The sequence below is a fragment of the Achromobacter deleyi genome, from assembly GCF_013116765.2.
Classification (GTDB): Bacteria; Pseudomonadota; Gammaproteobacteria; order Burkholderiales; family Burkholderiaceae_B; genus Achromobacter; species Achromobacter deleyi_A.
Genome location: NZ_CP074375.1, coordinates 6,097,243 through 6,115,407, shown reverse-complemented (window position 1 = coordinate 6,115,407; position 18,165 = coordinate 6,097,243). Strand labels below are relative to the sequence as shown.

Genomic DNA, 18,165 nt, shown 5'->3' with positions numbered 1-18,165 from the left:
CATGCTGGACGTAAACACGATAGACCAATACTACGGCGGCAGCCACACGCTGCGCGGCGTGTCGCTCACCGTGAAGCAAGGCGAATGCCTGGCGCTGCTGGGCCGCAACGGCGTGGGCAAGACGACGCTGCTCAAGTGCGTGATGGGCGTGCTGCCCGTGGCCCGCGGCGGCATCGCCTTCGACGGCGCGGACATCACGCGCCTGGCGCCGCACCAGCGCGCGGCGCGCGGCATGGCCTATGTGCCGCAAGGCCGCGACATCTTCGCCCGGCTGACGGTGGAAGAAAACATCCTGATGGGCATGGCGACCAAACCGGCGGCCCGGGCCCGCCGCATCAAGGAAGAGGTCTTCGAACTGTTCCCGGTGCTCAAGAGCATGCTGTCGCGCCGCGGCGGCGACCTCTCCGGCGGCCAGCAACAGCAGCTGGCCATTGCGCGGGCGCTGGTGGCCGAGCCCAGGCTCATCATCCTGGACGAACCCACCGAAGGCATCCAGCCGTCCATCATCAAGGACATCGCGCGCGTCATCCACATGCTGCGCCAACGCGGCGACATCGCCATCCTGCTGTGCGAACAGTACTTCGATTTCGCGCGTGAACTGGCGGACCAGTTCGTGGTGCTGTCGCGCGGCGAAGTCGTGGCCAGCGGCGGACGCGACGCCATCGACGGCGAGGACGTGCGCCGGCACCTGTCCGTGTAGCGGCGGCCCGCGGCGGGCGCCGGTCTGCTCCGATATAATCGGCGGCCATGTGCTCCGCGTCCTTCCTGACCCGCCCTTCCTTGTGGATCGCGCTTGCCGCGATCCTGTGGGCATCGCTGGCGCCGTCGCTTGCACATGCCTTGAGCCTGAACCCCCAGGGCGATCACCTCCAGCGCATCAGCATCGACTATTGCGCAAGCGAAGGGGAATCCACCCTGACGCTGGACGTCCGCCCGGACGATCACGGCGACGGGCATGCCGATTCCCACGAGGACGGCCACCACTGCCCGCTTTGCCGCAATCCGCAAGCCGGCGTCGGCATCCTGCCCGCGTCGGTACCTGTCCTGCCGGCCCCCGCGGCCCGCGCCATCGGCTATCCGCCATTGTTCTTCAGCGCGGCCCAGTCCCTGCACGCCTGGAGCGCGGCCCAGCCGCGCGCGCCTCCAGCGGTCTGACCCCGCAGGGCGCCGCCTGAGAACGGCCGCGCCCGCTCCCGCCCCCCATCGCCACGCATCGCCTGCGCGCCCCGCGCGCTGCCCTGCGCCGTCACGTCAGACCCGAGCGCCCATGCCCGTCACTACCGTCCCTCCCCCCCGTTCACCCGCGCGGCCCGCAGGGCCGCCGCTGGCCGCGCGCGCCAAGCGCTGGCTTTACCTGACGCACCGCTGGGCAGGCATCGTGCTGTGCCTGTTCTTCGCCATGTGGTTCATCTCGGGCGTGGTGATGATGTATGTGGGCTACCCGAAGCTCACGCCCCAGGAGCGCCTGACGCATCTGGCGCCGCTGGATGCCGCCCGCGACGTCATCGCGCCCGCCCGGGCGCTGGCGGCCGCGGGGGTGGCTAACTCGCCGGGCCTGGTCCTGGCCGCCACACGGGGCGGCGCGCCGGTCTACGAGGTCGCGGCCGGCAAGGGCCAGGCGCCCAAGGTGGTGGACGCCGCCACCGGCGCCCTGCTGCCCGCCGCCGACGCGGGCGTCGCGCAAGCCACCGCCGCCGCCTGGTTCGGCGGACGGTACGCCGCAAGCTACCAGGGCACGGTGATCGAAGACGTCTACACGCATTCCCGCGCGCTCGACGCGCACCGCCCCCTGCATCGCGTGGACATGGATGATCCGTCGCATACGCGCCTCTACATTTCGTCCGCCACGGGCGCGGTGCTGCTGGATGCCACCCGTGCGGAACGCGGATGGAACTACGCGGGCGCGTGGATCCACTGGCTGTATCCGCTGCGCGGCAACGCGCTGGATCCGTGGTGGCATGACATCGTGGTGTGGCTGTCGGTCGCCGGCGTGCTGCTGGCGCTGACGGGCACGGTCGTCGGCATCCTGCGCTGGCGCTTTCCGCGGCCCTACGCCAGCGGCAGCCGTTCGCCCTACCGCGAAAGCATGATGCGCTGGCATCACATCAGCGGCCTGTTGTTCGCCGCGATCACCATCACCTGGATCTTCAGCGGGCTGATGTCGATGAACCCATGGAAGCTCTTCACCAGCTCCGCCGCCCCGCTGGCCCGGGCCGCCTATGCAGGACAGGCGGGCCCGGATCCCCTGGCGCCTGCCCAGGCCCTGATCGCGGCCGCGCCATCACCTCCCGTCGAACTGCGCTGGACCCGGGCGGCCGGCCAGGACCTGGTGCTGGCCCGCGGCGCATCGGGCAGGACGGATGTGCTGTCCGCCGCGACGGCGCGGCCCCTGGTCCTGGACGAGGCCGTCCTGCGCCGCGCGGCCGCCACGCTGCTGCCTGGCGCGCAACTTGCGCAAGCGCAGGTTCTGCGCGACTACGACCTCTACTATTACGCCCGCGACGAACACGCGATGATGGGGCACGTCGAAAAGCCGCTGCCGGTCTGGCGGCTGGTTTACGACAACCCGCAGGCAAGCTGGGTCTACCTGGATCCGAAGACCGGCGAGATCCTGGACCGGCAGGACCGCAGCACCCGCGCCGGCCGCTGGCTGTTCGCGTTCCTCCACAGCTGGGACTGGACCGGGCTGTTGAACCGGCGGCCGCTGTGGGATGCCCTGCTCATCTTCCTGAGCCTGGGTGGCGCCGCGCTGAGCCTGACGGGCGTGGTGATAGGCTGGCGGCGGCTGGGCCGGAAGCTGCGCGCCTGAAGGCGCGCGCCGGATGCACTATGCTCACCGTCTTGCACGACGAATCACCGGAAAGAGGAGCCCCCATGTCCGACGTAACCATCTATCACAACCCCAAGTGCGGCACCTCCCGCAACACCCTGGCCATGATCCGCAATGCCGGCATCGAGCCGCAGGTTGTGCTGTATCTGGAAACGCCGCCCTCGCGCGCGACCTTGAAGGCGCTGTTCAAGCAGGCCGGCATCAGCGTGCGCGACGCGCTGCGCGAGAAGGGCACGCCCTATCTGGAACTGGGCCTGGACGATGTGTCCCTGCCGGAAGATGCGCTGCTGGACGCCATCGAGCAGCACCCCATCCTGCTGAACCGTCCCTTTGTGGCCACGCCGCTGGGCGCGCGCCTGTGCCGGCCGTCCGAACTGGTGCTGGACATCCTGCCGGCCCCGCAGCAAGGCGCATTCACGAAGGAAGACGGCGAGGCCGTCATCGACGCCGAAGGCAAACGCATCCAGAAGTAAAAGCGCGGAATTTGGCGCGCTTTGTAAGGGATCTGACGGGAAAGCTCTTTACCATCGCGGCAGTGAATTATTACGCCGCGATGACCTGTCATGGATTTCCTGGAAAGCTTCAACCAGTCCCTGTTTCTTCTGATCAATGCCGATCCGGCCACCCCGGCATGGCAGATCCACGCCGCCATGCTGGTGGCCAACCAGCTGATCCTGCTGGTGCCGGGCGCGCTGGCCGCCGTCTGGCTGTGGGGCGGCGCCGCGCAACGCAGCCTGATGCTCAAGGCGCTGGCCAGCATCGCCGTGGCGCTGTTTGCCAGCTATCTGTTTGGCGCGCTGTGGCCGCATCCGCGGCCGTTCTCCATCGGCCTGGGACACGCCTTCTTCCCGCACAAGGCGACGGCCTCGTTCCCCAGCAACCACACCATCATCATCGCCACATTCGCGTTCGCGCTGATACTGGACCGGCGCTGGGCCGGCTGGGGCTGGCTGGCCCTGGCCGGCGCCGCCCTGGTCGGCGCGTCGCGCGTCTACCTGGGCGTGCACTTCCCGCTGGATATCCTGGGCGGCCTGGCGCTGGCGCCCGTGGCCGCCGCCCTGACCGCGCCGGCATGGCGCCGCGCGGGCGAGCCGCTGACCTCGGCGGCCCAGGGCCTGTACCGCAAGGTGCTGGCGCGGCCGATCGCGCGCGGCTGGATCCGCGCCTGAGTCCTTCGCGCCGGGCGCGACGCGGTCAGTTGATCGCGACCTTCGCGTCCTTGACCAGCTTGGCGTAGTTCTCGGTGTCCGCGCCGATGCGCGCCTTCATCTCGGCCGGCGAATCGCCGATCGGCACCGCGCCGATCTCCGCCATGCGCCGCGAGAAATCCGGCGACCGGATGATCTTCACCATCTCGGTGTTCAGCCGGTCCACCACTTCCTTGGGCGCCGCCGCCGGCGCCAGCACGCCGAACCAGGTGCCCATGTTGAAGGGCTTCAGGCCGGCCTCTTCCATCGTGGGCACGTCCGGCAGCGCGGCCGAGCGCTGATTGGTGGTGACGGCCAGCGCCCGCAGCTTGCCGCTCTGGATATGCGCGAGCACCGGCGTGATGGTGTCGAACGACATGTCGATCTGGCCGCCCAGCAGATCCGTCGTCAGGGGGCCGCTGCCCTTGTAGGGCACATGCAGCAGTTGCACATGGCCCGCGCGCTCGAATTGCGCGCCGATCAGGTGCTGGCCCGTGCCCATGCCGTTGGAGCCATAGGTCAGCTTGCCCGGCGCCGCCTGGGCCAGCTTGAGCAGCGACTGCACGTCGCGGGCTTCCAGCTTGGGATTGATCACCAGCACATTGGGCACCAGCGCCACCGTGGTCACCGGCGCGAAGTCCTTCTGGAAGTCGTAATGCAGGCTCTTGTAGACGCTGGTGGCGATCGTGTGATGGACCGCGCCCATCAGCAGCGTGTAGCCGTCCGGCGCCGCCTTGGCGACGTAGTCCGCGCCCAGCGTGGATCCCGCGCCCGGCTTGTTCTCCACCACCACCGGCTGGCCCAGGCTCTTGGCCAGTTCCTGCCCCAGCGCGCGGGCCAGCACATCCGTGGTGCCGCCGGCCGGGAACGGCACGATCAGGCTGACCGGTCGCGCCGGATAGGACTGCGCCTGCGCCCCGCCCGCGAAGGGCAGGCCCAGCAGGCAGGCGAACGCCAGGGCGCGCGCGGAAACGGCTTTCTTATGCATGGTTTGTCTCCTTGGATACGAATGAACTTCGCTTTTTCTTGTGTTGCCCGCAGCAGGCTTCGGATCTGACGTCCTTGGTCCTGCTCCGGGTGCGCGCCGCCTAGGCGGCCTTGGCTTGCGCCGAGGCCGCCAGCTTGGCGCAGACCGCCGCGGTGACTTGCTCGGTGGTCGCGTTGCCGCCCAGATCGCGGGTATGCAGCGCCGGATCGGCGGTCACGCTTTCGATCGCTTGCATGAGACGGGCGGCGGCTTGCGTTTCGCCCAGATGCTCCAGCAACATGACCACCGACCAGAAGGTGCCCACCGGATTGGCCAGGCCCTTGCCCATGATGTCGAAGGCGGAGCCGTGGATGGGCTCGAACATGGAGGGATAGCGTCGCTCGGGATCGATGTTGCCGGTGGGCGCGATGCCCAGGCTGCCGGCCAGCGCAGCGGCCAGGTCGCTCAGGATGTCGGCGTGCAGATTGGTGGCCACGATGGTGTCCAGCGTCGCCGGCCGGTTGACCATGCGCGCTGTGGCGGCGTCCACCAGTTCCTTGTCCCAGGTCACGTCGGGAAACTCGCGGCTGACCTGCAGGGCGATCTCGTCCCACATCACCATGGCGTGGCGCTGCGCGTTGGACTTGGTCACCACCGTCAGCAGCTTGCGCGGCCGGGACTGCGCAAGCGCGAAGGCGAAGCGCAGGATGCGCTCGACTCCGGCGCGGGTCATGATGGACACGTCGGTCGCGGCCTCGATCGGATGGCCCTGATGCACGCGGCCGCCCACCCCCGAGTATTCGCCTTCGGAGTTCTCGCGCACGATCACCCAGTTCAGCTGTTCGGGCGTGCAGCGCTTGAGCGGGGCATCGATGCCGGGCAGGATACGGGTGGGACGCACGTTGGCATACTGGTCAAAGCCCTGGCAGATCTTCAGCCGCAGGCCCCAGAGCGTGATGTGGTCGGCGATGTCCGGGTCGCCCGCCGAGCCGAACAGAATGGCGTCCTTGTCGCGCAGCGCGTCCAGGCCGTCTGCCGGCATCATGACGCCGTGCTGGCGGTAGTAGTCGCCGCCCCAGTCGAAGTTCTGGAACTCGAAGCGCGGGCCGCCCTGGCCGGCAAGTTCCTGCATGACGCGCTGTCCGGCGGGAATCACTTCCTTGCCGATGCCGTCGCCGGGTATGGTTGCGATGCGATAGGTTTTCATTGCGGCCAGCGCTCCTTGCTGATTGAAGTCTGCTGGCACTTTACTGAGCGTCCGGGCTCGCGGCCGCCCGGAAATTCACAACATCTTCAACCTGAAGTTGAAAGTCCGGCTGTCTGGCCGCACGCTGGCAGTGCCGCCCGCCACTTCGCCTCGTGGTCGAGCAGCCAGCGCTTGCGATGCAGGCCTCCGCCGTAGCCGGTCAGCGAGGCGTTGGCGCCGATCACCCGGTGGCATGGAATCACGATGCCCACGGGGTTCGCGCCGTTGGCCAGCCCCACGGCGCGCACCGCGCTGGGCCGCGAGATGCGCGTGGCCAGCGCGCCGTAGCTGACGGTGGTGCCGCTTTCGATGCCGCGCAGCGCCTGCCAGACCTGGCGCTGGAATTCCGTGCCGCCCAGGGCCACGGGCAAGTCGGCGATGGCCGCGACATCGCCTTCAAAGTAGGCCTCCAGCTGGCGGCGGGCGGCGGAAGGCGGGATCGAGTCGCGCAGTTCGACGGCGTCCTTGCCGTACTGGCGGCGCAGCAGCGTATGCATGCGCGACTCGAAGTCTTCCCAGTCCACGGCGCGCAGGCGCTGCTGCGCGTCGGTCAGCACCAGCATCCGGCCGATGGGGGTGGGCACGCGTTCTAGCGCAAAGGTCTGTACCGGCATGGCGCCTGCTCCTGGCAATGGGGACGACGCCAATATAGATCCGCCGCGGCGCCCTGCGCTGGCGGTTTCCGGACACCAGTGTGACATTCACAACCCTGTCCGAAAACCGCTAGATCCGGCTCGACGGGTGGCGTTAGTATCGGCGCATGGACCTGAACCACAACGCCTGCTACAGCGCCATCCAGGTGCGCGACGCCCGTTACGACGGCCGCTTCTTCACGGCGGTGAAGACCACGCGCATCTACTGCCGCCCGGTCTGCCCGGCGCGCACCCCCTTATCGAAGAACGTCACCTTCTACTCCACCGCCGCCGCCGCACAGGAAGCCGGCTACCACCCTTGCCTGCGATGCCGGCCGGAGACCGCGCCCGAGCTGGGTCCCGGGCACGAACTGCCGGACAGCGTGGCGCGCGCGCTGCAGCTGATCGAGCTGGGCGCGCTGGACGAGGACGGCGTGGACGCGCTGGCCCAGCGCCTGGGCGTGGGGGAACGGCAGCTGCGGCGCCAGTTCCGCCAGCATCTCGGCGCTTCGCCCGTGGCCGTCGCCCAGACGCGGCGGGTGCTGCTGGCCAAGCAGCTCATCCACGAGACGCATCTGCCGATGGCCGAGATCGCATTTGCGGCCGGCTTTGGCAGCATCCGCCGCTTCAACGAGATCTTCCTGGACCTCTTCGGGCGCGCGCCAGGCGCGTTGCGGCGCTCGGAAAAGCCCGAGGTGTCCGCGGGGCAGCACGGCGAGATCAAGCTGCTGCTGCGCTATCGCCCGCCCTACGATTGGGACGCCATGCTGGGCTTCCTGCGGCTGCGCGCCATTCCCGGCATCGAACAGGTCACGGACGACGCCTATGCGCGCACCATCAGCCTGGACGGCGGGCAGGGCACGGTGACGGTGCGGCCCGGCATCGGCAATGCGCTGCAGGCCACGGTGCGCTTTCCCCGGCTGCAGGCGCTGCCCGCCATCATTGCGCGCCTGCGCCGCGTCTTCGACCTGGCGAGCGATCCGGCCGCCATCGCCGCGCAGTTCTCCCAGGATCCCGTCATGACGGCGCTGATCCAGGCCAGGCCGGGCCTGCGCGTGCCGGGCGCCTGGGACGGATTCGAGCTCGCGATGCGCGCCGTGCTGGGCCAGCAGATCACGGTGGTTGCCGCGATCCGCCTGGCCGGCAAGCTGGTGGCCGCGCATGGCGTGCCGATGGCGCGCCCCGACGGCGCGCTGACGCATGTGTTCCCCCTGCCGCAAGCCGTGGCCGCCGCGGAACTGGCGTCCCTGGGCATGCCGCGCAGCCGCGCGGCGACGCTGTCGGCGGTCGCCGCGGCAGCCGTGGCGGACAAGCATCTGTTCGATGCCGCCGGCGGGCTGGAAGAGGCCGTGCGGCGCCTGCGCACGATCCGCGGCGTGGGGGAATGGACGGCGCAATACATCGCCTTGCGCCAGTTGCGCGAGCCGGACGCCTTTCCGTTCGCGGACATCGGCCTGATACGCGCGCTGGAGAAACTGGAATCGCGTCCGTACACGCCCGCGCAGTTGCTGGCCCGGTCCGAGGCGTGGCGTCCGTGGCGCGCCTACGCGGCGCAGCACCTGTGGGCGGCTTGAGCGGGGCCGCGCGCCTTGAAGCTCACCACTGGCCTTCCGTGCCTTCCTGGAAGTACCCCACCAGGAAATCCACGAACACCCGCACCTTGGCGGACAGGTGGTGCCGTTCCGGGAACACGGCGTAGATGTCCGCCTGCGGCAAGGCGTAGTCCTCCAGCACGCGCACCAGCCGGCCGCTGCGCAGATAGCGGGCCAGGTCCCATTCGGCCCGCTGCAGGATGCCCAGGCCGGCCAGCCCCCAGGTCAGCGTCACCTCGCCATCGTTGCTGCTGAGGTTGCCGCGCACTTTCACGGTTTCGCTGCGCCGCCCCTTGGTAAAGCGCCACAAGCCGTAGGCGGCCTCGTTCTGGCGCAGCACTATGCATTGGTGACGCGTGAGGTCATGCGGCGTGGCCGGCACGCCGTGCGCCTTCAGGTAGGCGGGAGACGCGCAGACCAGGCGGCGGTTCGGCGCGATCTTGCGCGCGATGAGGCTGGTGTCGGGCAGGTCGCCGAAGCGCACGGCCACGTCGAAGGCGTCGCGCACGAAGTCGGCCGGGCTGTCGGTCAGTTGCAATTGCAGCGAGACCTCGGGATATTTCTGCGCGAATTCGGCGATGGCGGGCGCGATGTAGCTGCGGCCAAAGCCCAGCGGCGCGTTGACCTTGAGCAGGCCGCGCGGACTGGCCTGGCGGCTGGCGATCAGCTCGTCCAGGTCGTCGATTTCGCCCAGGATGCGGCGGGCGCTCTCCAGGTAGACCTCGCCTTCGGCCGTCAGGCTCAGGCGCCGCGTGCTGCGGTTGAACAGCCGCACGCCCAGCCGCGCCTCGATCTGCGCCAGCCGTTTGCTGACGGCGGCGGGCGTGACATCCAGCTCGCGCGCGGCCGCCGACATGCCGCCGGCGCGCGCCAGCTCCACAACCATCTGAAGTTCGCTGGAATGCCCCAAGAATGTCTACCCCCACGCTTCGCACGCTCTGCGTGCTCTCTGCCCCCCGAGGGGGCCCTTTCCCCTTGGGACGGCCCGGCGGGAGAGGACTACCCCCACGCTTCGCACGCTCTGCGTGCTCTCTGCCCCCCGAGGGGGCCCTTTCCCCTTGGGACGGCCCGGCGGGGAAAGACCTATCAAACCAGACCTGCTAATCGCGGAAGTTCTCGAACTGCAACGGCAGGTCGACGTCGGTCTTCTTCAGCAGTGCAATGGCGGTCTGGAGGTCGTCGCGCTTCTTGCCGGTGATGCGCAGCTTGTCGCCGTTGATCTGGGATTCCACCTTGAGCTTGGCGTTCTTGATGGCGGCGATGAGCTTCTTGGCCACCGGTTGCTCGATGCCTTGCTTGATCGTGACCTTCTGGCGGGCGCCGCCCAGGTTTTCCAGGGGATCGGCCACATCCAGGCAGCGCACGTCGATGCCGCGGGCCGACAGGCGGCCGCGCAGGATGTCCAGCATCTGCTTGAGCTGGAACGCGCTGGAGGCGACCTGGGTCACGACAAAGCCTTCGAGTTCGAACTTGGCGTCGGTGCCCTTGAAGTCGAAGCGGGTGGACAGTTCGCGGTTCGCCTGATCGATGGCGTTGGTAAGTTCGTGTTTGTCGACTTCGGAGACGACGTCAAAAGTAGGCATGACACGGGATCCTGTGGGTGAGTGATTGAAATGCTTGCACTCGCCATTTTACCGGCCCCGCGTCCCGCGTCACGTCGTCACCACCAGCAGGCGCTCCGGCTGCAGCGGATGCGGGATGACATGCGCTTCGATTCCATAGGCCAGATACAGATTCGCCGGCGTCAGCACCTGCGCCGGCGTGCCGGCCGCGATGCCGCGGCCCCCGCAAAGCAGCAGCAGGCGGTCGCACCAGCGCGCCGCCAGGTTCATGTCGTGCAGGATCACCAGTACCCCTGTATCGCCCGCGTGCGCCAGCCCCGCGGCCACGCGCAGCAGGTCGCCCTGATGCTTGGGATCCAGGCTGGCGGTGGGTTCGTCCAGCAGCAGGTAGCGCGGCTCGCCGTCGCCGCGCGCCGCCTTGCACTGCACCAGCACCCGCGCGAACTGCACCCGCTGCTGCTCGCCGCCCGACAGCTCGGGATAGCGGCGCGCGCCCAGATGGGCCACGTCGGCCCAGCCCAGCGCCTGATCCACCAACGCGTCCACCTGGACCGGGGACAGTTCGGGAAACGGATAGGCGCCCATCGCCACCACTTCGCGCACATCCAGATCGAAGCTCAGCCCCGGTTTTTGCGGCAGCACGGCGCGCAGGCGGGCCTGCTGCCGGTGTGCCAGCCCCCGCAGGTCGGCATCGCCCAGGCGCAGCCTGCCCGAATCCGGCGCCAATTCGGCCGACATCGCGCCCAGCAGGGTGGACTTGCCCGCGCCGTTGGCGCCCAGCAGGCCCACCACTTCGCCGGGGCGAACCGCCAGCGACACCTGATCCAGGATGCGGTTGCCGCCCCGCGTCAATGTGAGGTCTTCGGCCGCCAGCATCATCCGTGCCTCCGGCCGCGCGCCAGCAGCCATAAAAAGAAAGGTCCGCCCACCAGGCTGGTCACCAGCCCGATCGGCAATTCGGCCGGCACCACGGCCACGCGCGCCAGCCAGTCCGCCAGGGTCAGCGCCAGGGCGCCGCCCAGCACGCAGGCCGGCAGCAGCCAGCGATGATTGGCGCCCAGCGTCATGCGCACCAGATGCGGCACCACCAGGCCCACGAAGCCGATGCCTCCGGTGGCGGCCACCAGCGGACCCACGATCAGCGCGCACGCCAGCACCAGCTGGGCGCGCACGCGCTTGAGCGCATAGCCCAGGTGCTGGGCCTCGCGCTCGCCCAGCAGCAGGGCATTCATGACCCGCCACTGGCGCATCAGCCACCACGACATCAGCAGCACCCACGGCCCCAGGAACGCCAGCAGCGCCCAGTTGGCGCCGGCCAGGCTGCCCATGGTCCAGAACGTCAGGTCGCGCAGCTGGGCGTCATTGGCCACGAAGGTGAACAGGCCGATCATCGCCCCCGCCACCGCGTTGATGGCAATGCCCGCGAGCAGCAGCCCCGCCACCCCCGGCACGCGCCGGCCCAGCGTGTAGGCGCAGAAAGTGGCGAGCAGGCTGCCCACGAAGGCGGCGGGCGCCAGTATCCAGAAGCCGCCGGAGGTCAGCACGATCGCGGCGACCGCCCCCAGGGCGCCGCCTGCCGAAATGCCGATCAGGCCCGGCTCGGCCAGCGGATTGCGAAACAGCGCCTGCATGGCCGCGCCGGAAATGGCCAGCGCGGCGCCGGCGACCAGGGCGAACAGCACCCGGGGCAGGCGGATGTCGATCAGCACATTGCGCCACAGCGCATCGCCGGAACCGGGCCCGCCCCACAGCAGCCCGGGCATGTCGCGCAAGGGAATCTGCACCGCGCCGCTGCTGCTGGCGGCCAGCGCCACCACGACCAGCGCCGCGCCCAGCAGCGCCAGCGCCAATGGCGCCGAAATGCGCCCCGCGCTAGCGCCCCATGACACCGGCAGCCTCCCGCTTGAGCTCGGTCAGGGCCAGCGGCAGGCGCGGCCCCATGCCCAGCAGCAGCAGATCGTCCATGACGATCACGCGCTTGTGGGCGGCGGCCGGCGTGGAGGCGATGCCGGGCAGGCGCAGCAGCTTTTCCGCGCCGCCCGAGGTCTCCATCGACGTGCTCGTGATGACGATCACGTCCGGCGCGAGCGCGCTGATCGCCTCGGCCGACAGCGGCTTGTAGCCCTGCTGGTCCTTCAGCACATTGACCAGGCCCGCCATCGCCATGACCTCGTTGGCCGCGGTGCCGCCCCCGGCGCCCTGCAGCGCGCCGGTGCGGTTAAGCAGCAGGACCGCCCGCGCGCGGGTGACCGGAACCGCCTCCACCGCCGCGAGCTCGCGCGTAATGCGCTCCACCATGCTCTCGCCGGCGGGCGCCACGTCCAGCGCCTCGGCGATATTGCGGATGCGCGCCTTCAGCGATTCGACCGACGGCGAATCCGGCACCGTAACGACGCGCACGCCGACGTCGCCCAGCCGCTTGAGCGCATCGGGCGGCCCCGCCTGTTCCGAGGCCAGCACCAGGTCCGGCTTGAGCGCGAGCACGCCTTCCACCGGCACCGCGCGGTAATAGCCGACGCGCGGCAGCCTGGTCGCGGCCTCCGGGTACAGGCTGGAGAGATCGTCTCCCACCAGTTTGTCACCCTGCCCCAGCTGATACACGATCTCTGTCACGCTGCCGCCCAGCGTCACCACGCGGGCGGGCGGCGCCGCGTGCGCGCTGGCCGCCAGCATCCAGCCCGCCGCTACTGCCAACCATTTCTTCATCGCTGATTCCTTATGCGCTCAAGCGGCCAGCGGCGCGCTGCACAGGCCGACCATCAGTTCGCGCCAGCCCGTGAGTTCCGGCTTGCCCGGTTTGCGTTCGCCGAAAAACTGCACGATCAGGTCGCCCGTCGATGCGTACACCTCCAGCGAGGTTACCCAGCCGTCGGAGGTGGGCTTGTTCACGACCCAGGCCGAAGCGATCGCGGTGGTGTCCAGGTGCAGGTTGAACTTCGGATCCAGCACGTTGAACCAGGGGCCGGTGCGGCGCAGCGTCTGCACCGGGCCGGAGTGGATCTGGATCATGCCGCGGTTGCCCACGAAGCACATGATGGAAAGACCGGATTCCGCGGCCGACTGCAGCATGCGCTCGACGGCGTCGGCCGGCACCGGCTGCGCCAGGTCTTCGCCCGCCGCCGCCAACGCCGCCAGGCGCGTCACCTTGAACTTGCGCAGCAAGGGGAAGAATTCGTGCGTGTCCTTCATGCCCAGCCAGGCCTCGCGCCAGGACTGCGGGTCCTCGACCTGCTCGGCGTCGGCGGCGGGCGTATAGGGCTCGGCCACGGGCCATTGCGATTCGCCGGCGAATTTGGCGACCAGCGCTTCGTAGGCGGCCGCATCGGTGGCGTCCGTGCGGTAGACCTTGTGCACCGCCACGCCCGCGCCGTCAAAGAACTGCAGGCTGTGCCGGCCGTCCTGCTCGACCGCCCAGGCGGACTTCCAGGCGGTGAAGAACACGCGCAGGTCGATATCCGGTCCCAGCACCAGGCCCACCGGACCTTCTGCCTGGATGTCCTGATACACGCCGTGGCGTTCATGCACACACCAGTCGTTGCGGGTCAGCGCCATCACCTCGCCCAGCGTGCCCAGTTCGCGGAAGATCTCTTGCGGCACGCCATGCAGTGCGGTCGCCTTCAGGCCGCCACAGCCCGCCGCCACCCATTCGGCCTCGGATACGCCCAGCGCCTGGGCAAGATTGCGGGCGCGCAGCCCGGGCTGCGCGGCGGCCAGGGTTTCGTTGCGGGCGCGCAGTTCCTCAGCGCGGGTCGTGAAATCGGTATTCGTCATCGTAGGCCCTCCGGCCGGTGCCAATCATTGCTAAAAACCGCCGCCGAGCCCGGACTGCGCCGGGCGGCGGCGGACCGAACTCAATACTGGTAGGTCAATGAGACGCGCACGCTGCGCCCCGGTTCCGTGTACCAATCCACCGGACGCGGAATCGTGATGGCGCCCGCGGTCGGCACGTTGATGGCCTCCCAGTACTTCTTGTCGAACAGGTTGAACACGCCAGCCTGCACTTGCAACCCCTTCACGGCGGCGGGACGCCAATATCCCATCAGGTCCACCACGCCATAGCCCGGCGCCTTGAAGTCGGGATTGGGCGCGCCGGCCGCCGGCTCCGGGTACTCGACCTTGTTGCGTTGCAGCGCGGTCGTCAGCAGCGCGTCCACGCCCCACACGTCGCGGCCGTAGCCCAGGCCCAGCACGGCCTTCAGCGGCGCCACGGAATTCAGGTACTGGCCCGTGCCCTCGTCCTTGCCCACGGCCCACGCGAGCGAGCCCCAGGTGCGCCAGCCGGGCGAGAACTTCCAGTGCGCGCTAGCCTCGGCGCCATAGATGCGGACGCGGGCGCGGTTGACGTTGCCCGTCACGCCCAGCGGATACTGCCCCGCCCAGCCCGGCTGCCACTGCGGCGAACTGGCGTTCAACGGCACATCGCCATCGATAAAGTTCTGATAACGATTATCAAACAACGATACTGCACCGCCGAGGTCGTCGGAGCCTATCTTGGCGCCCAGTTCCCAACCCTTGCTGGTTTCGGGCTTCAGATAGGGGTTGCCCACGCGCAGGTAGGTGCCCGGGCCGCCGTAGTTGGTGTAGAGCTGCGTGGCGCTGGGTGCCTTGAACCCATAGGCGTACTGCGCGTAGAGGCTAAGCTCGTCGGCCGCCTTCCAGGTGGCCAGCAGCTTCGGCGAGAAGCGGCTGCCGCTGTTGGGCGGCGGCAGGGCGCCCGCGTTGGGATTGCTCTCGTAGCTGGCGCTGGACTGCGGCCTTTGCTCGTAGTGGTCATAGCGCAGGGCCGGCATGACGGTGTAGCGGCCATCGGCGAAGCTGAATTCGTCCTGCACCCACAAGGCCCACTGGTCGCCCTTGGACTGCGGCACGTCGGCCTGGTTGGTGTGCAGCATGTCGCAAGAGCGCGGGCCCATCGGCGCCCGCAGGCCCGGCGGTATCGTGGGGCAGTTGTCGTAGCCGCTGGAGTTCTGTTCTGTCTTGTTGCCGTACCACTCGCCGCCCACCGTCCACAGCTGCGACACCGTGGCGCCCGTCAGGCGCTTGGTGAACTCGGTGTTCGCGCCGAACAGCGTCTGCTGGATGGAGTTGCTGCGGCCGTAGGGGCCGCTGGGGAAACCGTAGCGGTAAGGATCGCCGGGGATGGCGTAGGCTCGGGCATCGACGCTGCGTATGCCATTTTGCGAGTTGTCCAGCCGCAGGCGCTGCCAGTACACCACCGCCGTGGCGGTGTCGATCAGGCCGCCTTCGCCCGGCGCCTTGTAGGAATAATCCAGCGACACGCGCTCGCGCTCGGTTTCCTTCCGGGTGCCGTTTTCACCCACCAGATAGCTGGTGCCCGGGCCCTGTTCGAACATGCTGTCGATGTCGGCGTTGCGCTTGAAGTATTCGCCCGTCAGGCCGAAGCGGTGGCCGCCTTCGACGCGTTGCTGCAGCTTGAGCAGGAAGCTGCGCTGATCGTAGTCCTCGGGGCTGGGCTCGCTGCGCTTGGGGCCGTAGCCGCCCACGTCGCCGCGGTTGTCAAGCTCGTGGCCGTTGCGCACGCCTGCCTGCACCAGCCAGAATGTGTTGCTGTGGATCTGGCCTGCCAGCGCGGCGTTGGCGCCCCAGCTGTTGTCGGCGGAATCGTAGTCGGTCTTGGCCAGCGCGCCGAAGGTCTTGCCGTCGCTCAGCAGGTCCGACGGATCCAGGGTGTGCAGGTCGGCAATGCCGGAAATCGCGCCGGAGCCGCCGCTGCTGGCATCCGCGCCGCGCACGATGTCCAGCCGCGACAGGCTGTTGAAGTCCACCGCTTCCAGGCCGCCCTTCACGCCGCGCGCGCCGTCGTCCAGCCAGGGCAGGCGGATGCCGTCGACCCGGGTCAGCACGCGGTCCTGGTCCAGGCCGCGGATGTTGATGCTGTTGTTCTGGCGATTGAAGCTCACGCCCGGCTCGGCGCGCTTGCCCAGGTCGCTCCAGTTCCTGATCTGCAGTTCATCCATGCGCTTGCGGTCGGTGCTGGTTTCCCAGGCCGGCGTCACCACGGCGCCCTCCCCGTCCACCAGGACCGGTGCAAGCTGCGTCACGCCGGCTTGCGGCAGCGCCTGCAGGACGAACACGCCTGCGCTGCGTTCCGATACGCCCAGGCCGCTGCCCGCCAGCAGGCGCGAGAAGCCTTCATGCACGGAGTACACCCCATCCAGTCCCTGCGTGCGGCGTTGGCCCACCAGCGCGGCATCGAACAGGACCGTCACGCCCGCGCTGTCCGCGAAGCGCGGCAGCGCATCGGCCAGCGCACCCGCCGGGATGCGGTACCCGCGCGCCTCGGCCTGCGCCACGGTTTGCGCCTGCGCGCCCGCCAGAGGCAGGATCGCCGCGGACGCGGCGGCCATGGCCAGCGCGGCATGCATCGCGGCGGCAAGTCGGGTCAGCCGGCATTGCTCGCCTCGGGCTGGTCGGGAGCCGCTTGCGCGGCCGGCAGGGAAATAAGCCATGGTCGTCCTTTCGATCCAACAGGTATCGGCATTCGTTTGCCTATACAGACCATGACCCTCGTGAAATCCGGATCGGACAGCGTTGCCTCCGGTTTTTTGTAACAGTCAGGCGCCGACCGGGTCGCGCGGCCCGATCGTCACCCAGTACGGCGTGCGGTAGCGCACCCGCACGGGCAAGGTCGCCGGCAGCGCGGCCAGCACCGCATCGGTGTCGTGCAGCTGAAACGCGCCCGAGATGCGCAGGTGCGCGATCCCAGGATCGCAGCGCAGGATGCCCTGCCGGTAGCGGGCCAGTTCAGCGGCGAAGGCATCCAGCCTCAGTTCGCTGGCGTACAGCACGCCGCGCATCCAGTCCCCGGCATGCGGGTCGGCGGGCGCCGGCGGGGAGACGCCTTCCGGCGTCATGCTGCTCTGCTCGCCGGCCGACAGGCTCACAAAACGGCCCGGCTGCGCCCCGCTGCTGACCCGCACCCGCCCTTCCTGCACGCTGACCTGGCACAGCGAACCCTCCTGGCGCACGCAGAAACGCGACGCCTGGGCCTCGATATCGCCCTGGCGCGTGCGCACGACGAAGGGGCGCGGATGCGTGGCCGGATCCGCCACCGCGTGCACCGCGATCTCGCCGGACCGCAGCCGCAGCAGGCGCGTCGTGTCGTCGAACAACACGTCGACGGCGCTGGCGGTATTCAGGTGCAGGGTCGAGCCGTCGGCCAGCGTCACTGCGCGCCGCTCGCCCGCCGCGCTGCGATAGTCCGCGCTCCAGTCCATGGGGTCGGCGCGCCATGCGGCCCACCCCGCGGGTCCGGCCACCACCAGCGCCACCAGGGTCTTCAAGGCGGCGCGGCGGCCCTTGAACTGCGGGCGGTTCAGCGTCGCCATGCCCAGCGTCGAGGGAATCAGGCCGAATCGCGCGTTCACGCGTTGCGCGCGCTGCCAGGCATGCTCGTGCTCGGCCTTGCTGGCGCGCCACTGGTCACAGGCGCGCACGTCGGCGTCGGTGGCCCGGTCCGAACTCAGGCGCATCAGCCAGCGCGCGGCCTCGCGCGCAACATTGCGCTCCACGGCGGGCAATTCGCCCGCTCCTTCCGCATGCGCGCTCAGATCACCGCCATGATGCATTGCTCAAGCCCCTTGGCGATGTAGCGATGGACAGTGCGCAGCGACACGTTGAGCCGTTCGGCGATCTCGCCGTGGCTCAGGCCTTCAAGCTGCGCCATCAGGAAGGCCTGGCGCGCCGGCAGCGACAGGCCCGCCAGCATCTCGTCGATTTCCTGCAGCGTTTCCAGGATGATCAGGCGCTGTTCCGCCGACGGGGCCAGCGCCTCCGGCATCAGCGCCAGGGCCTCCATGTAGGCCTGCTCCACCGAGCGGCGGCGGTGATGATTGAGCAGCAGCCGCTTGGCGATCGTGGTCAGGTAGGCGCGCGGTTCGCGCAGGGAGTCCAGTTCCTGGCGATGACGCAGCACCCGGACGAAGGTGTCCTGGGCAAGGTCGGCCGCGTCGAAGCTGTTGCCCAGCTTGGCGCGCAGCCAGCCGTGCAGCCACCCATGATGGGCGCGGTACAGAAGATGGACGGCGTCGCCTGAGGCGAGCACGGGATTCGGCACGGGTGGCTCCCTGGACTCACAACTACAAATAGAAATCAATCTCATTCTAAATGCAAAACCATGATCCAGGTC

At 69.1% G+C, this 18,165-nt stretch carries 18 protein-coding genes; 6 read left to right on the top strand and 12 right to left on the bottom strand.

The features are described from left to right. Position 1: 1 nt before the first annotated feature. The 5 genes from urtE (at position 2) to HLG70_RS27735 (ending at position 3,999) form a co-directional block, all read left to right on the top strand. On the top strand, positions 2-700 hold the full coding sequence (gene urtE / locus HLG70_RS27755) for an urea ABC transporter ATP-binding subunit UrtE (protein ID WP_171667175.1): 699 nt from the start codon (positions 2-4) through the stop codon (positions 698-700). A 47-nt stretch (positions 701-747) separates the two neighbouring features. Next, positions 748-1,155: a DUF2946 domain-containing protein gene (locus HLG70_RS27750; RefSeq protein ID WP_171667176.1), complete on the top strand. Its 408-nt coding sequence runs from the start codon at positions 748-750 to the stop codon at positions 1,153-1,155. Positions 1,156-1,267: 112 nt separating this feature from the next. Then, entirely contained in the window at positions 1,268-2,809 is a 1,542-nt protein-coding gene (locus tag HLG70_RS27745) for a PepSY-associated TM helix domain-containing protein (RefSeq protein ID WP_171667177.1), read from the top strand. 65 nt (positions 2,810-2,874) lie between these two features. Further along, positions 2,875-3,303 (top strand): arsenate reductase (glutaredoxin), encoded by a 429-nt coding sequence (gene arsC, locus HLG70_RS27740; RefSeq protein ID WP_171667178.1) that lies wholly within the window; start codon positions 2,875-2,877, stop codon positions 3,301-3,303. Positions 3,304-3,393: 90 nt separating this feature from the next. Continuing rightward, positions 3,394-3,999, top strand: coding sequence for a phosphatase PAP2 family protein (locus tag HLG70_RS27735; protein ID WP_171667179.1), 606 nt, complete (start codon positions 3,394-3,396; stop codon positions 3,997-3,999). A gap of 25 nt (positions 4,000-4,024) precedes the next feature. Here the strand turns inward: HLG70_RS27735 and HLG70_RS27730 are convergent, their stop codons facing one another. From HLG70_RS27730 to HLG70_RS27720, 3 genes are all read right to left on the bottom strand, one after another. Next, a complete protein-coding gene (locus HLG70_RS27730) occupies positions 4,025-5,005 on the bottom strand; it encodes a Bug family tripartite tricarboxylate transporter substrate binding protein (RefSeq protein ID WP_171667180.1) in 981 nt (326 codons plus the stop codon). 100 nt (positions 5,006-5,105) lie between these two features. Beyond that, complete coding sequence (locus tag HLG70_RS27725) at positions 5,106-6,191, bottom strand: tartrate dehydrogenase (protein ID WP_171667181.1); 1,086 nt, start codon at positions 6,189-6,191, stop codon at positions 5,106-5,108. An 86-nt stretch (positions 6,192-6,277) separates the two neighbouring features. Continuing rightward, positions 6,278-6,844, bottom strand: a complete 567-nt coding sequence (locus HLG70_RS27720; RefSeq protein WP_171667182.1) for a methylated-DNA--[protein]-cysteine S-methyltransferase — start codon at positions 6,842-6,844, stop codon at positions 6,278-6,280. Positions 6,845-6,990: 146 nt separating this feature from the next. Here HLG70_RS27720 and HLG70_RS27715 point away from each other — a divergent pair, with 146 nt between their 5' ends. After that, positions 6,991-8,436 (top strand): AlkA N-terminal domain-containing protein, encoded by a 1,446-nt coding sequence (locus tag HLG70_RS27715; RefSeq protein WP_171667183.1) that lies wholly within the window; start codon positions 6,991-6,993, stop codon positions 8,434-8,436. Positions 8,437-8,458: 22 nt separating this feature from the next. Here the strand turns inward: HLG70_RS27715 and HLG70_RS27710 are convergent, their stop codons facing one another. From HLG70_RS27710 to HLG70_RS27670, 9 genes are all read right to left on the bottom strand, one after another. Further along, entirely contained in the window at positions 8,459-9,364 is a 906-nt protein-coding gene (locus tag HLG70_RS27710; protein ID WP_171667184.1) for a LysR family transcriptional regulator, read from the bottom strand. Positions 9,365-9,554: 190 nt separating this feature from the next. Beyond that, a complete protein-coding gene (locus HLG70_RS27705) occupies positions 9,555-10,037 on the bottom strand; it encodes a YajQ family cyclic di-GMP-binding protein (protein ID WP_006222631.1) in 483 nt (160 codons plus the stop codon). A gap of 69 nt (positions 10,038-10,106) precedes the next feature. Beyond that, entirely contained in the window at positions 10,107-10,895 is a 789-nt protein-coding gene (locus HLG70_RS27700; RefSeq protein WP_171667185.1) for a heme ABC transporter ATP-binding protein, read from the bottom strand. Then, positions 10,892-11,866 carry a FecCD family ABC transporter permease gene (locus HLG70_RS27695; protein ID WP_434082305.1) on the bottom strand — a complete coding sequence of 325 codons (975 nt, stop codon included), beginning with the start codon at positions 11,864-11,866 and terminating at the stop codon, positions 10,892-10,894. The genes HLG70_RS27700 and HLG70_RS27695 overlap by 4 nt, the downstream gene beginning before the upstream one ends. Before the next feature lie 22 nt (positions 11,867-11,888). Then, positions 11,889-12,722 carry a heme/hemin ABC transporter substrate-binding protein gene (locus tag HLG70_RS27690; RefSeq protein WP_171667186.1) on the bottom strand — a complete coding sequence of 278 codons (834 nt, stop codon included), beginning with the start codon at positions 12,720-12,722 and terminating at the stop codon, positions 11,889-11,891. Positions 12,723-12,740: 18 nt separating this feature from the next. After that, positions 12,741-13,787, bottom strand: coding sequence for a hemin-degrading factor (locus HLG70_RS27685; protein WP_171667187.1), 1,047 nt, complete (start codon positions 13,785-13,787; stop codon positions 12,741-12,743). Positions 13,788-13,867: 80 nt separating this feature from the next. Beyond that, entirely contained in the window at positions 13,868-16,486 is a 2,619-nt protein-coding gene (locus HLG70_RS27680) for a TonB-dependent receptor (RefSeq protein ID WP_419144784.1), read from the bottom strand. Positions 16,487-16,591: 105 nt separating this feature from the next. Then, the gene (locus HLG70_RS27675; protein ID WP_171667188.1) at positions 16,592-17,605 is read right to left on the bottom strand and encodes a FecR domain-containing protein; all 1,014 of its coding nucleotides are present in this window, start codon (positions 17,603-17,605) and stop codon (positions 16,592-16,594) included. After that, positions 17,584-18,093, bottom strand: coding sequence for a sigma-70 family RNA polymerase sigma factor (locus HLG70_RS27670; RefSeq protein ID WP_171667189.1), 510 nt, complete (start codon positions 18,091-18,093; stop codon positions 17,584-17,586). The genes HLG70_RS27675 and HLG70_RS27670 overlap by 22 nt, the downstream gene beginning before the upstream one ends. Between the last annotated feature and the right edge of the window lie 72 nt (positions 18,094-18,165).

What these genes read in the sequence shown, in the direction of transcription:
- HLG70_RS27715 (WP_171667183.1), top strand. Translation starts at nt 6,991, where the DNA reads ATGGACCTGAACCACAACGCCTGCTACAGCGCCATCCAGGTGCGCGAC.
- HLG70_RS27720 (WP_171667182.1), bottom strand. Translation starts at nt 6,844, where the DNA reads ATGCCGGTACAGACCTTTGCGCTAGAACGCGTGCCCACCCCCATCGGC.
- arsC (WP_171667178.1), top strand. Translation starts at nt 2,875, where the DNA reads ATGTCCGACGTAACCATCTATCACAACCCCAAGTGCGGCACCTCCCGC.
- HLG70_RS27735 (WP_171667179.1), top strand. Translation starts at nt 3,394, where the DNA reads ATGGATTTCCTGGAAAGCTTCAACCAGTCCCTGTTTCTTCTGATCAAT.
- HLG70_RS27690 (WP_171667186.1), bottom strand. Translation starts at nt 12,722, where the DNA reads ATGAAGAAATGGTTGGCAGTAGCGGCGGGCTGGATGCTGGCGGCCAGC.
- HLG70_RS27700 (WP_171667185.1), bottom strand. Translation starts at nt 10,895, where the DNA reads ATGATGCTGGCGGCCGAAGACCTCACATTGACGCGGGGCGGCAACCGC.
- HLG70_RS27725 (WP_171667181.1), bottom strand. Translation starts at nt 6,191, where the DNA reads ATGAAAACCTATCGCATCGCAACCATACCCGGCGACGGCATCGGCAAG.
- HLG70_RS27745 (WP_171667177.1), top strand. Translation starts at nt 1,268, where the DNA reads ATGCCCGTCACTACCGTCCCTCCCCCCCGTTCACCCGCGCGGCCCGCA.
- HLG70_RS27675 (WP_171667188.1), bottom strand. Translation starts at nt 17,605, where the DNA reads ATGCATCATGGCGGTGATCTGAGCGCGCATGCGGAAGGAGCGGGCGAA.
- HLG70_RS27680 (WP_419144784.1), bottom strand. Translation starts at nt 16,486, where the DNA reads ATGGCTTATTTCCCTGCCGGCCGCGCAAGCGGCTCCCGACCAGCCCGA.
- HLG70_RS27685 (WP_171667187.1), bottom strand. Translation starts at nt 13,787, where the DNA reads ATGACGAATACCGATTTCACGACCCGCGCTGAGGAACTGCGCGCCCGC.
- urtE (WP_171667175.1), top strand. Translation starts at nt 2, where the DNA reads ATGCTGGACGTAAACACGATAGACCAATACTACGGCGGCAGCCACACG.
- HLG70_RS27730 (WP_171667180.1), bottom strand. Translation starts at nt 5,005, where the DNA reads ATGCATAAGAAAGCCGTTTCCGCGCGCGCCCTGGCGTTCGCCTGCCTG.
- HLG70_RS27705 (WP_006222631.1), bottom strand. Translation starts at nt 10,037, where the DNA reads ATGCCTACTTTTGACGTCGTCTCCGAAGTCGACAAACACGAACTTACC.
- HLG70_RS27750 (WP_171667176.1), top strand. Translation starts at nt 748, where the DNA reads ATGTGCTCCGCGTCCTTCCTGACCCGCCCTTCCTTGTGGATCGCGCTT.